13 protein-coding genes are annotated in these 12,590 nt (G+C 46.0%); 8 read left to right on the top strand and 5 right to left on the bottom strand.

Going from position 1 to position 12,590, the window contains the following annotated elements:
• The first annotated feature begins 19 nt into the window (after positions 1–19).
• Entirely contained in the window at positions 20–262 is a 243-nt protein-coding gene (locus KBW69_RS23815; RefSeq protein WP_368736437.1) for a hypothetical protein, read from the top strand.
• 50 nt (positions 263–312) lie between these two features.
• Here the strand turns inward: KBW69_RS23815 and KBW69_RS13475 are convergent, their stop codons facing one another.
• The 3 genes from KBW69_RS13475 to KBW69_RS13465 all read right to left on the bottom strand — a co-directional run bounded on the left by KBW69_RS13475 (position 313) and on the right by KBW69_RS13465 (position 2,508).
• On the bottom strand, positions 313–543 hold the full coding sequence (locus KBW69_RS13475; RefSeq protein ID WP_257253053.1) for a hypothetical protein: 231 nt from the start codon (positions 541–543) through the stop codon (positions 313–315).
• A 75-nt stretch (positions 544–618) separates the two neighbouring features.
• Complete coding sequence (locus tag KBW69_RS13470; protein WP_257253054.1) at positions 619–1,314, bottom strand: hypothetical protein; 696 nt, start codon at positions 1,312–1,314, stop codon at positions 619–621.
• A 510-nt stretch (positions 1,315–1,824) separates the two neighbouring features.
• On the bottom strand, positions 1,825–2,508 hold the full coding sequence (locus tag KBW69_RS13465) for a hypothetical protein (protein ID WP_257281190.1): 684 nt from the start codon (positions 2,506–2,508) through the stop codon (positions 1,825–1,827).
• Between the two features lie 263 nt (positions 2,509–2,771).
• Between KBW69_RS13465 and KBW69_RS13460 the strand changes: the two genes are divergently transcribed.
• Positions 2,772–3,830 carry a 2-hydroxyacid dehydrogenase gene (locus KBW69_RS13460; RefSeq protein WP_306674553.1) on the top strand — a complete coding sequence of 353 codons (1,059 nt, stop codon included), beginning with the start codon at positions 2,772–2,774 and terminating at the stop codon, positions 3,828–3,830.
• A gap of 33 nt (positions 3,831–3,863) precedes the next feature.
• Here KBW69_RS13460 and add read toward each other — a convergent pair whose 3' ends face one another.
• Both add and KBW69_RS13450 read right to left on the bottom strand, forming a co-directional pair.
• Complete coding sequence (gene add, locus KBW69_RS13455) at positions 3,864–4,859, bottom strand: adenosine deaminase (RefSeq protein ID WP_257253057.1); 996 nt, start codon at positions 4,857–4,859, stop codon at positions 3,864–3,866.
• A 121-nt stretch (positions 4,860–4,980) separates the two neighbouring features.
• Positions 4,981–5,697, bottom strand: a complete 717-nt coding sequence (locus KBW69_RS13450) for an RING finger domain-containing protein (RefSeq protein WP_257281189.1) — start codon at positions 5,695–5,697, stop codon at positions 4,981–4,983.
• A gap of 305 nt (positions 5,698–6,002) precedes the next feature.
• Between KBW69_RS13450 and KBW69_RS13445 the strand changes: the two genes are divergently transcribed.
• The 6 genes from KBW69_RS13445 (at position 6,003) to KBW69_RS13420 (ending at position 12,587) form a co-directional block, all read left to right on the top strand.
• Entirely contained in the window at positions 6,003–7,397 is a 1,395-nt protein-coding gene (locus tag KBW69_RS13445; RefSeq protein WP_257281188.1) for a hypothetical protein, read from the top strand.
• A gap of 262 nt (positions 7,398–7,659) precedes the next feature.
• Positions 7,660–7,929: a BrnT family toxin gene (locus KBW69_RS13440; RefSeq protein WP_257281187.1), complete on the top strand. Its 270-nt coding sequence runs from the start codon at positions 7,660–7,662 to the stop codon at positions 7,927–7,929.
• Positions 7,913–8,197, top strand: coding sequence for a BrnA antitoxin family protein (locus KBW69_RS13435; RefSeq protein ID WP_257281186.1), 285 nt, complete (start codon positions 7,913–7,915; stop codon positions 8,195–8,197). The genes KBW69_RS13440 and KBW69_RS13435 overlap by 17 nt, the downstream gene beginning before the upstream one ends.
• Before the next feature lie 527 nt (positions 8,198–8,724).
• Positions 8,725–9,798: a hypothetical protein gene (locus tag KBW69_RS13430; protein WP_257281185.1), complete on the top strand. Its 1,074-nt coding sequence runs from the start codon at positions 8,725–8,727 to the stop codon at positions 9,796–9,798.
• 264 nt (positions 9,799–10,062) lie between these two features.
• Positions 10,063–11,163 (top strand): hypothetical protein, encoded by a 1,101-nt coding sequence (locus KBW69_RS13425; protein ID WP_257281184.1) that lies wholly within the window; start codon positions 10,063–10,065, stop codon positions 11,161–11,163.
• Positions 11,164–11,210: 47 nt separating this feature from the next.
• Positions 11,211–12,587 (top strand): hypothetical protein, encoded by a 1,377-nt coding sequence (locus KBW69_RS13420; protein ID WP_257281183.1) that lies wholly within the window; start codon positions 11,211–11,213, stop codon positions 12,585–12,587.
• Positions 12,588–12,590: the final 3 nt, after the last annotated feature.

The following is a 12,590-nucleotide window of genomic DNA, read 5'->3' as shown; positions in this document are numbered from 1 at the left end:
ACCACGAGCCTCTAGCAGCCTGTCGGACTTAAGGCCGTCCTACTGCGGTTCTGAACAGGAATACTTCGATATTCATCTGGATGAGAAAACCGCACACCTGGCCGGGGCGGGTGATGCAGTCTGTGCTTTTGTTAATGACGCTCTCAGTCGGCCAGTTCTGAGTGTCATCGCGGAGTATAATATCAGACTTCTGCTCATGCGCTGTGCCGGATTTAACAATGTTGATCTGGATACGGCAAGAGAGTGGGTATCCCAGGGCTGAAGGGCGCACAGTATGTACGTCTCAGCCGAGCGTGCTGTTAGGTGTCGTGGTTATTTTTGGAAGTGGTTTACAATGACAGCCAGAGTGTCTTCAATCTTGTCAAAACGTTCACGATTTTCTTGCTGGTTAGCGTCAATCTTTTCATTAAGTGACTCAATAGATATTTCCTGCCGTGCGCTGTGCAGGTACAGCTTCCTAATATCGTCCTGTGAGTTTTTTATACTGACCTCTATGCGACTGATGGCATTCCAGAAATCGTCTGTGTCTTTATCGTGGTTCATGCGTACACCTTATGATTATTTCTTGTGCGTTGAGCATAGCAGACAATAAGAGATGGCACAGAGACACCTAACACCTTATTTTAACGGCAATTTCTTCGGCAGATAATCCAGAAAAAGCGGAACAACAATCCTGATACAGTCGGTTGATCCTGGTGATGTACTATTAATGGGAATATATCTTCCACAGGCATCTTTTTTATAACCAAGGAAATGAAGTTTCTCGTTAAACAACTGTTCCTTTTTACTTTCATCGATCTCAGTGATTCCATAAAATTCGGTACTTGATTTGAAAGTGCTTGACTGTTTTAGAAAAGTATTTGTATAGGCTTGTAATATCCTAACCTTTTCCTGATCATTAGATGAGTGACATTGGTTAGAGATTGATGCAACATCATGATTGCTGGCATGAGTCACGGTAATTAAATAGTTTGATGGTAAAAGTGACTCAATTTTATCGTCTTTTTCAGTTTCCTTTTCTCTTTCAATCACCTTGCGACTTCCATCTAACAAGATTGATGTTAGCGTTATTACCTGAGAAGAAAAATCAATTAATATTTTTTTCGTTATAGCATCAGGATTCAGCCCATTGAATAAGTCATACTCATACAGCAGATTTGAACTTTCATCCAAAAATTTGATATTCACTTCATAATCATATGGGTCATTGATCTGAAAAAAAAACCTGTTATCAACACAAATAGAATCATTCTCTTCTGAACAAAACCCCGCCGTGGCGATAACCAGCACCACCCCAAAAAAAATAGTTTTCATTTTTATATAATCCTTATTAATTAAATCCTCTGGCAAATGTAGTAGAAAAGATTAAAAATTCAAGCATTCACGAAAGAACCGTTCACATCATTATGGCTCGCTTGTTAATTAGTGTTGTAAAACTCCTGGCGTTAAAGGCCGGATTAGCGAGATATGACCTATCCGGCTGGCCCGGGACAGTAGAATCAGACCACAGCCCATTACGGCTGCCATACGTTTACACAGAAAGGCTATTTTTATTAAAAAACTCGGCTTTGAAGCTTAACCAGGAGCCTGTAGCTCATGGTCGCTTACTGCTCATGCCAGTAAAAAAGGTATCTGAACCGTTCATGAAAATCTGTATCTGTAATACAAAAAACACGATCGTGAATTTTTTGATCAGTACAATGCCGACTACGGCAAGAGAGTGGGTATGACAGCAAATAGCAGGTGGAAAATGCTTTTTCAATACAGTGGTTTTACAGTGACGAGGCAGATAACCTGCCTACCGCCCACTGTTTTATTAGTCGGTTAATTCATAACCGGAACAACAATCCCGGCACAGTCGGTTGATCTTGGTGATGTACTGTTAATGTGAATATATCTTCCACAGGCATCTTTTTTATAGCCATGCAAACGAAGCTTCTCGTTAAGCAACTGTTCCTTTTTACTTTGATCTATCTCAATGATTTTAAAAAACTTGTTATTTGATTCAAAAGTGTTTAACTGGTTTATAAAAATATTTGTAAAGGTTTGTAGTATCTTAACCTTTTCCTGATCATTAGGTGAATAACATTGATTAGAGATTAATCTAACATCATGATTTCCGGCATGAGTTAAGGTAATTAGATAGCTCGATAGTAAAAGTCCTTCAATTATATCTTCTGTATAACTTTCCATCTCTGTGGCTATAACCTTGCTATTTCTATCTAACACGATTGTTTTTATCGTTGTTACCTGAGAAGAAAAATCAATTAATGTTTTTTTCTTTATTGCATCAGGGTTTAACCCATTGAATAAGTCATGCTCATATAGCAGACTTGAACTTTTATCCAAAAATTTGATATTCACTTCATAATCATCCGGGTCATTGATTTGGAAAAAAAAACTGTTGCCAACACAAATAGAATCATCCTCTTCGGAACAAAATCCAGCCATAGCGATAACCAGCATTACCCCAAAAAAGATAGTTTTCATATGATTTCTATTAACCAATAAAACCCTCTGACAAAGTTAGTAGAAAAGATTAAAAATTCAATCATTCACTAAAGAACAGCTCGCATCATTATGGCTCGCTTGCTAATTTGTGTTGTAAAACTCTTGGCGTTAAAGGCTGGATCAGCGAGTCCCGACCTGCACTGGCTGACCCGGGACAGTGGAATCTGACTACTGCCCGATAGGGCTGCCAAACGTTTACACAGAAAGGCTATTTTCAATCAAAAACTCCGCTATGATTCTTAACCAGAAGCCTATAGCTCATGACTGCTTATTGCTCATGCCAGCGAAAAAAGGAACCTGAACCGATCATGAAAATCTGTATCTTTAACGCCAAAAAATACGATCGTGAATTCTTTGACCTGTGCAATGCCAACTCCGGCTTGGAACTGGAATACTTTGATATTCACCTGGATGAAAAAACCGCTCACCTGGCCAGGACGGGTGATGCAGTCTGTGCTTTTGTTAATGACGATCTCAGTCGGCCCGTTCTGAGTGTCATGGCTGAGTATAATATCAGACTTCTGCTCATGCGCTGTGCCGGATTTAACAATGTGGACCTGGACGCGGCCAGAGAGCTGGGTATCACGGTAGCCAGAGTTCCGGCTTATTCTCCTGAAGCCACGGCAGAGCACGCCATTGCGCTGATTATGACCTTGAATCGAAAAACCCATAAAGCCTACCAGAGAACCCGGGATGCCAACTTCTCACTTGAGGGGCTGACCGGCTTTAACCTCCATGGTCGTGTAGCGGGGGTCATTGGCACAGGCAAGATTGGTATAGCTGCTGCCCGCATTCTAAAAGGCTTTGGTTGTAAACTGCTGGGATACGACCCCTACCCAAACCCGGCTTTTGAAGCACTGGGCGGAGACTATGTTGCTCTGAATCAGCTGTTGCAACAGAGCAAGTTGATCACCCTGCACTGCCCCTTAACGAAAGATAACGAGTACATAATCAATGAGGACGCATTTAGCCAGATGCAACCCGGGGTGCTACTGGTGAACACCAGCAGGGGGAAACTGCTGGATTCAGTGGCAGCGATTGACGCTCTGAAAAAAGGGATACTGGGTGGACTGGCGCTGGATGTTTACGAAAACGAGCAGGAGCTGTTTTTTGAGGACTTGTCCGATGAGGTGATTCAGGACGATGTTTTCAGACGCCTTTCAGCCTGTCACAACGTGATCTTTACCGGCCACCAGGCCTTTCTTACCGAAGAGGCGCTGATGGCGATTGCCAAAACCACTTTGAGTAATGCTAAAGCTTTTGCTGAGGGAAAAGCCTCTGGTAACGAAATAGCCAGAGAGGCGCCGGATCAGCATTGACGGTCGGATCAGTAAAACCCAACCTTAAGAGGCTCACTGTTTGGAGGCCTTGAGTGCTTCTTTCTCGGTGTCACTGAGGAAAGCTATTGTCAGGCCATTTTCCTGAGCCTGCAGAATCTGGTCCGCAGACAGACCGGCAGACGGAGCCGCCACTTCATACTCATAAGGCAGCTCAATGCCTTCTACGGCTGGGTCATCGGTATTGATCGTGGCCAGAACGCCGTGTTCCAGGAATTTTTTGAGCGGGTGCTTTTCAATGCTCGGGAAGGTGCTGGTCTGAATGTTTGAAGTCAGGCAGGACTCAATACCAATGCAGTGCTCAGCCAGGTAATCCATCAGCGCCGGGTCCTCAATCGCTCTGACACCGTGGCCAATTCGTGTGGCCCCCAGATCACGAATAGCCTGCCATACGCTTTCAGCGCCCACTGCCTCGCCAGCATGAACGGTCACATTCAGGCCGGCATCACGAACTTGTTTAAAGTGATCAACAAACAGCTCACCCGGCTTGCCGAACTCGTCACCTGCCAGATCAATGGCGACCATTTTGTCTTTGAAGGCCAGACAGGCATCCAGCTCCTGCTGGCAGGCTTCCTGGCCAAAAGTGCGGCTCATGATACCGATCAGGTTGGTTTTGACCCCAAAATCACGGCTACCTGCCTGCACACCGTCCACTACCGCTTCTACCACACCTTCAGGGTTAAGGTTGTGAGTCATGGCCATGTAGTAGGGGCTGAAGCGCAGCTCGGTGTAATCAATTTGAGCATTCAGGGCGTCTTCGACATTCTCATAGGCGATACGACGACAGGCGTCGTAATCCGCCAGAACCTTAACTCCCCAGTCCAGCTTGGCCAGAAAACTCACCAGATCCGGCTCATTACTCATAACACGGACATGGGGAATCAGCGCTTCCAGATGATCGGCGGGTAACTCCAGATTGTGCTGCTGACCCAGCTCCAGAATGGTCTGGGGACGAATGTTACCGTCCAGATGACGATGAATGTCAGTGAGGGGAATGGATTTGTCAATCATGTTAATGCTGCTCTCATCAATCGTTGGGTGCCTGTGTCTCTTTTGCGCAGGACCATTTCACCTGGTTGTTTGGGCTCCAAAGTATGGCAGATTATTCAAGGTGCCTGCAAAGGTGACGGAATCAGTCCCTCAGAAAACCTAAACTTATAGCCTCTGCTATGATGTCTGGAGAGGGGTATCCCGTCTGATTAGCCGCAACTGATAAGAGAACTGCCAAGGCTTGATCCCGGGCCTGCTGGTCCGATGAGGCATTTTCTGGCAGGTCAGGATTACTGATGCTGGCAGGCGCTGTGAGTAATTCCCTTAAACTCAGAAGCGTTTCCACCTCCTCTGGAGAGGGGTATCCCGTCTGATTAGCCGCAGCTGATATGAGAGCTGCCAGGGCTTGATCCCGGGCCTGATGGTCCAATGAGGCATTTTCTGGCAGGTCAGGATTACTGATGCTGGCAGGCACTGGTTGTATACCCACTAAGTTTAAAACCGTTACCAACCAGTTTGGACAGAGGTATCCCGCCCAACTGGCCATAGCTGATAACAAAGAGGTTAAGGCCCGACCCAGGGTCTGCTGGTTCAATAGGCCAGGATTACCGGGCATGGCAGGCGCTGGTCGTACTTCTCTTTCCCAGAGACTGGTTCTGCATAGAGGACAGGATGTATTCTCCAACAGCCAGAGCTCCAGGCAGGTCACGTGAAACATATGCTTGCATGGCTTGGTAACCCTGACGTCTTTTCCGGCAAAAGCTTCGATACAAATAGGACAGTCTTCGGTCGGCAGTTGATAGGCTGATGGCAGATTATATGGGTTATATGGTCTGTCAGGTGGTGTGATTCCGTTCATATCTTTTGTTCCTGTCGTTGAATTTCAGATAGCTTTAATCTTCGATCATTGTCTGTTCATTTAGTTCCCCGTGCATATTTTAAAAAGCTCTGAATGCGGTGTTTGAGGAAATGAATATTACAGAAAATTTGTTGTAAGTCTGAGGCGAGAGTGTCGGTTTTCTCTATTGGCTGGAGAAATTCTCTGGAGAAATTTTGTCGGAATAGCTAACAGGAAAGTTATTCGGGATCTTACAGGGGAACAAGTCGTGCTGACCACAGTCAAACGATTAATGAATTGTTGAACTTTGTAAAGGGATTATTACTATGGCGAGTCCACTCGAATCAGCAGCAAGACCTTCATTGGTCACAGAACTTTTGGCTAATCAAGATGTTGGGATGACACCAGAGGTGCTCAGCAACCATCAGGGCAGTAATGCGGAATATTTGTTGCGTCAATGCCGTGCTCTTAAAGAGACACTAAGCATTATGCGTACAAGTATGACAGTGGCAGAGTTACCTGACCCACCTGTGCACTGCCCTTTATTGAATGGTGGTAAAAGTCTGGAGTCCCGAACGGTAGTGGCGTCTTCATCCCGGATGGGTAGTCTTTGGAGCACGCTAACCGATTCGCGACAGCCTGCCGAGGACAGAGAAGCTGAAATCTGGGCTGAGTTGCAGAAAATGGATGAACGCATTCAGGAGGATTACCAACGCCTTTTACAGTTCCGAACTCAGCTCTTTATTGCTCTGGATGCTGCACGGCAGGCTGAAACTTCATTGGCAAGCAATATTTCCTGTTATGAGAAAGCGCTAGAACGTGAGCATAAGGATCAGGATCAGCAAGAATTGCAACGACAGCTTGAAAATAGCGAAAAACAATTGATAAGAGCACAGCGCAAGCAGGATACAAATGCACGTGTCGATGAAAAAGTCATGAATTTAGAGAAGCTTTTGCGAGAAGCTAATTGTCGTTCAACAGAGATGCAGCGCGACCTTGACATAATCCGGGAAGAAAAAGCTGCCGAATCCAAAAAGGTTGAGGCTCGGAACATAGTTATAGCAGCATATCAACGTCGCACAGATGCTGATCACGAGACCATACAGGTACTCACGGAAGAAATTGATGCCCTATCAAAAAAGGTCCAGTTCCTGAACCGACTTAAAGTAGCAAAACAACGTCGTTTAGATGCTGATCACAATACCAAAAAGGAACTCGCAGAAGAAAAAGCTGCGCTGTCCGAACGGGCTGACAAGCTGGAGAGCGATTTATCAGGAGATCGGGAAAAAATAAATCATCTTAATCATGCCATTTTCGAACACCGGCAAAAAAATGCTGCACTATCCAGACAGATTGAGCCACTAAAGAATGAGTTACGCCAGAAGACCACAATGCTTGAAGCCAAAGAAGCGCAACAGTCTGAAATAGAAAGTCAAAACGCTCGTTTGCTGAGAAAGCTGAATCATGCACACGATTTGCTTAGGGTCAAGGGGCCTGAACTCCTGGAGAAAAAAAAGACACTCTCTCAAGTTCAGAATGACTTGCAACAGACCCGCTCTCTTTTGCGAGCGAAAGAGGATGAAGTCAGTACCTTGGCGGCTCAATCCAGACAGTTCGATACAGACAAGGCGGCTATGGAAAGAGAGATTGAAACCCTGAGGGCTGAGCTGAGAGCACTCTCAGTGGGCAGCCAGACGACAGAGACGCGAGCCTCCCCATAACGGGCTTGTTAATCGTTAAATCGAATAGGCACTGATAGCCATTGCCAAAACCACTCTGGCCAATGCCTTCCATGGTGGAGTCATTGGTATTGGTGGTGGCCAGTACAGCGTATTCGCGGGTGTCGCATTACCCTTCCTGATCCTGCTCAGCAACTAGCAGGGCCAGAAGCCGGGTGTCGAGCTCTTCCCGAATGGATAAAGCGTTAACGTGTGCTACTTTTAACAGCTGGCAAACCTTAATTAACGTGCATACAATAATTCTATGAAGTATGAGTACGATGCTGCCAAGGACGCCATCAACCGTGCCAAACACGGTTTGTCGTTGTCTGAGGCTGAGTGCTTGGATTGGGATACGCTTAAGGCATCGGAAGATCATCGCTATGACTATGGAGAGCAGCGTATGGTTGGTTTTGCTTCCAGAGGTAAGCGCCTTTATTGCGTGGTGTATACCGACCGGGGCGAGAAGCGCCGCATTATTTCCCTGCGAAAAGCCAATAAACGAGAGGTACGAATTTATGCAAATCAAGACTAAATCAGGGCGCTGGCTTGAGCTGCCAACCGACGAAGAAGATGCGGCCATCAATGCAGGCATTGCCGCTGACCCTGACACATATGAACTTACTGACGAGGAGTTCAAACAACTACGACCAGTGGGGCGACCCAAGGCCGAAGAGACCAAGGAGCGGATTACTATCCGGCTGTCACCGGAGGTGCTTGAATTTTTCCGCGCCACTGGCAAAGGCTGGCAGACTCGTATGAACGACGCCTTGCGTGAATATGTGGTCAGGCATTCAGGGTGACAGCTCATGCGGTCTCCCCCTGCTTCGGTTTCACCAGATCCCCAGCAGCCTGTCGGACTTAAGGCTGTCCTACTGCGGTTGCAATAAATTGGTCTAAAAATTCCTGCTTCTTCGTCAAATAGCTCGCTATTCTCCTCAGAAGCAGAAATTTTTATCCTCAATTTCTTGCAATCCTCGCTACGGACGCTTAAGTCCGACAGGCTGCCAGCCAGCTGAAAAGCCAATTCACGTGCTCCAGCAATCAGGAATCGATTCAACCGGCTGACGCAGAGTTCTTCCTGATCCTGCTCAGCATGGAGCAGGGCCAGAACCCGGGTGTCCAGCTCTTCACGGTTTTCGTTGTCACTTCTCAGGCGGGTGAGCACATCCGACATGGTGTACTCAACATTCGCGGGAGTATCAGATTTCCCTATCTGCTAAAGAAATTTTGTCAGAGCAGCTAACAAAAGCGTTATTCAGGGTCTTACAGGGGAACAAACCATTGCGACGACAGTCGTAATTATAAATTTTGTAAAAGGATTATTACTATGAACAGCCCTTCAGGCACAGCAAGCCCTTCATCGATTTCCGACCAGAATGTTCAGACGGGATCTGCAATGTTCAGCGTCAGCAGGCATCCGCCGGGAAGCACTACGACAATGTATTCAATGCGGCGATGCTATGAACATAAATATGCATTTCGCACTATTTGGCTAGACTTGGGCATTCCAGAGGCGCCTGACCCCCCTTTACAGTCCCATCTACTGAAAGGTGCTAAACGTCTGGAATCCCGGACGGTGGAAGTCTCTTCTTCCCGGCAAGCATCAACCGATTCACGAAAGCATACCGAAGCCAGCGAGGCTGAAATCCAGGCTGAGCTGGAGAGAATGCATGAACGTATTCAGGAGGATCACCAGCGTTATAGCGAGCTCTATAAACTGTTCATGAAAGCCAGGGATATTGCCAGACAGGCTGAACATGAATTGGATGTCGATGTTAATTTCTTAATGGAAGCGTCTCTATGTGAGCGGATGGATCAGCAGCAATTAGGGGTAATGGCTGATGAGCTGCATGAGAAAACCACAATGCTTGAGGCCAAAGATTGGGAGATTCGTGAACTGGAAAGAAAAATCCGGACGCTCACACAACGGGCTGACACGCTGCAGACTGATTTATCTGAAGCTCAGCAACAAATAGATCAGCTTAATAATGCCATATTCGAACACCGCGAAGAAAAATCTGCGCTACTCAGACAGACTGAGCAACTGACGAATAAGCTACGTGAGAAAACCACAATACTTGAAGCAAAAGAAGAGCAAATGTCGGTAACGGAATCTCAAAACGTTAATATGCTTAGAAGGCTAAACGATATGCATCAGAAGCTGACGGCCAGGGGGGCAGACGTGGTACCCAAAGATATGCTCTCTCAGCTTCAGAATGATCTGCGACAGACCCGGTCTCTTTTGCAGGCAAAAGAGGATGAGGCGAGCTCTCGAGTCGCTCAATCGAGACAGTGGGCTACCGACAGGGCGGTTATGGAAAGAGAGATTGAAACCCTTAGGGCTGAGCTGAGAGCACTCTCAATGGGCAGCCAGACCACAGAGACACGAGCCTCCCCATAACGGGCTTGTTAATCGTTAAATCGAAGAGGCACTGATAGCCATTGCCAAAACCACTCTGGCCAATGCCTTCCATGGTGGAGTCATTGGTATTGGTGGTGGCCAGTACAGCGTATTCGCGGGAGTGGCGGATTTCCCTATCGGCTGGAGAAATTTTGTCAGAGCAGCTAACAAAAGCGTTATTCAGGTTCTTACAGGGGAACAAGTCATACTCGGTCACAGTCAAATGGTTACTGAATTATAAAATGTTGTAAATGGAGTATTACTATGGCAAATCCACTAGGTACAGGAAGCACTTCACCAGGAACTGACCTTAATGTTCAGGTGACATCTGAGACGCCCAACCGTCATAGGGGCAGCACTACGATGTATTCATTGCGTCGATGCTGCGCTCTTAAAGATACATTAATCGGGATTACGAAAGGCATGACATGGCCAACGGTCCCTGAGCGTCCCGCGCAGTGCTCTTTTCTGGAGGGTGGGGAACGTCTGGAATCCCGGGCGGTGGAAGTTTCTTCATCCGGGCAGAGCTCGTCAACCCATTCGCGAAAGGTTAGCGAGGCCAGTGAGGCTGAAATCCGGGCTGAGCTGGAGAAAATGGATGGACGTATTCAGCAGGATTACCAGCGTTTCTGCGAGCAATTTAGTCTGTGCAATAAAATTGTGTCTTTTGCTATGACCACTGAACTGGCATTGGATGACGATATTCTCTTCTATCAGGATGCGCTATTAGACCAGCACAAGGATCAGCCAGAATTGCAGGTAATGTTTAATTATCTCAATCAGAAAACCAAAATGCTTGAGGACAAAAATCAGGAAGTTCTTGAACGGGACAGAAAAATTCAGGAGCTTACACGACAGCTTGAACATAGCGAGCAGCAAAGGGTTCGGGCACAGGACGAACAGCAAGCAAAGGCGCTGGTTGATGAAAAAGTCATCCATTTAGAGAAGCTTTTGAGGGAAGCTGATTGTCGTGCAACAGAGATGCAGCGAGACCTCAATAAAATCAAGGAAGAAAAAGCTAAAGAATCCAAAGAGGTTGAGTCTCTGAACGAACGCTTAGCAGCGTATCAACTTTACACAGATAATGAGCTGGAATACAGAAAAAAAACCTGTGCTGAAAAAGAGAAACAATCCAAACGGATTGAGTCTCTGGAGAAACTTGTAGGAGCCTATCAAAGTCGCTTGGCTGCTAATCACGATAGCAAAGGCGAAGCCTGGGATGAACAAGAGAAGCAATCCAGACAATGGGATGCCGACAGGGCGGCGATGGAAAGAGAGATTGAAACCCTGAGGGCTAAACTCAGAGCACTCTCAATGGATGAACAGACGACAGAGACTGGAGCTGCATTGGATGGGGGTCGTTGATAGTCAAATAGTTGTGAATTTTTTAACGTTGCAAAAGGAGTATTATAATGGCAAATCCATCAAACGCAGCAATCCCAGCAAACGTAACTGACCCGGGTGTTCGGGTCAAAGATGATAGGTCCGGCCGCCATTCCGGCAGTGTTGCGGAATATTCATTATATCAATGCAGAGTTCTTATAGATCCATTACGCAAGATGCGCAGTGGGATCACTGTGGAAAAGTTACCTGAACCCCCTTCGCCGTGCCATCTTTTGAGTGATTTTAAATGTTTGGACCGTCGGACGGTGTTAGCCTATCCATCCCTGGAGGATAGTACCGAGGACATGCCAACCTTTTTACGCAGGATTAACGCAGCCAATGGTTATGGAGTCTGGGCTGAACTGGCACATATGGATGAGCAAAGAAGGGCTTATTACCATCATCTCTGCCAGCTTCACAGTCAGCTCGGTGAATCACTGAATGCTGCTCGGCAGGTTGAAAACTCATTAGAAAACGATATTTCCCTCCATAGAAAAAATAGAGCGTTTGAGGCAGCGGACCAGCCATTCAGAACCCTTCAAACTAATAAATTAGTCACACAATTAGAAGACCAACTGAAGGTATCCAGACTTCGTTCAACCAAGATGCAGAAAGAGCTTGAAGAAGCTCGAATAGAAAGAAAAAAGATTGAAGCTGACCTTTGCAATACCCAAGATGGAAAAAGTGTGAGCGTCGAAGAGTTTCAGAAATTGACGCAGGATTTAGTACAAGCCCGTCGCGATCAGAATACCTTAAAAAAAATACGAGAACAAAATGATGAACAATCCAGAAAGGTTAAAAAGCTGAAGGAAGATAATTATGAACAATACATAGAACTCAGGAAGCTGAATCAGAAGTTATTAGAAGCTGGTCGTTCCTCAGATAAACAGCAGCTTGACTTAAAAGAAATGCAAAAAGAAAACGATTTGTTATCCAGACGGGTTGCAAGTCTGGAGTTGGATTTAGAAGTAGTTCGTCGTTGTTCAGATGCTCATCTAAGTCTCTTTAATAAAATGTGGGAAGAAAAAGTTCAACAATCCAGACGATCGAGCCAGCGTGAGAATGAGTTATATCCAAAAACCACAGCGCTTGACGACAATCAGGAGCAACAGTCTGAACTGGAACTTGAAAACAATGTTTTGCTGAGACAGTTGACCTACACACAAGAAAGTCTCAAAGCTGAAAAAAGAATGCGCTCTCAGGTTGAGAATGACCTGCAACAGACCCGCTCTCTTTTGCAAGAGAAAGAAGATGAAGTGATCGCCTGGGTCAATCAATCGAGGCAGTGGAACACCGCCAGGGCGGCTATGGAAAGAGAGATTGAAAATCTGATGGATAAACTGAGCATGCTATTACAGAACAACCAATCAGAGGCGATGGAAGTTTCCCAGGATCAGGTTCATTAATAG

The sequence above is a fragment of the Endozoicomonas sp. ISHI1 genome (assembly GCF_024606225.1).
Classification (GTDB): domain Bacteria; phylum Pseudomonadota; class Gammaproteobacteria; order Pseudomonadales; family Endozoicomonadaceae; genus Endozoicomonas_A.
Note: the sequence above shows the minus strand (reverse complement) of the source record. Positions and strands in the feature narration are given on the sequence as shown.

Coding starts and splice junctions, on each gene's coding strand:
- KBW69_RS13475 (WP_257253053.1), bottom strand. CDS start 543: ATGAACCACGATAAAGACACAGACGATTTCTGGAATGCCATCAGTCGC.
- KBW69_RS13470 (WP_257253054.1), bottom strand. CDS start 1,314: ATGAAAACTATTTTTTTTGGGGTGGTGCTGGTTATCGCCACGGCGGGG.
- KBW69_RS13460 (WP_306674553.1), top strand. CDS start 2,772: ATGACTGCTTATTGCTCATGCCAGCGAAAAAAGGAACCTGAACCGATC.
- add (WP_257253057.1), bottom strand. CDS start 4,859: ATGATTGACAAATCCATTCCCCTCACTGACATTCATCGTCATCTGGAC.
- KBW69_RS13450 (WP_257281189.1), bottom strand. CDS start 5,697: ATGAACGGAATCACACCACCTGACAGACCATATAACCCATATAATCTG.
- KBW69_RS13445 (WP_257281188.1), top strand. CDS start 6,003: ATGGCGAGTCCACTCGAATCAGCAGCAAGACCTTCATTGGTCACAGAA.
- KBW69_RS13440 (WP_257281187.1), top strand. CDS start 7,660: ATGAAGTATGAGTACGATGCTGCCAAGGACGCCATCAACCGTGCCAAA.
- KBW69_RS13435 (WP_257281186.1), top strand. CDS start 7,913: ATGCAAATCAAGACTAAATCAGGGCGCTGGCTTGAGCTGCCAACCGAC.
- KBW69_RS13430 (WP_257281185.1), top strand. CDS start 8,725: ATGAACAGCCCTTCAGGCACAGCAAGCCCTTCATCGATTTCCGACCAG.
- KBW69_RS13425 (WP_257281184.1), top strand. CDS start 10,063: ATGGCAAATCCACTAGGTACAGGAAGCACTTCACCAGGAACTGACCTT.
- KBW69_RS13420 (WP_257281183.1), top strand. CDS start 11,211: ATGGCAAATCCATCAAACGCAGCAATCCCAGCAAACGTAACTGACCCG.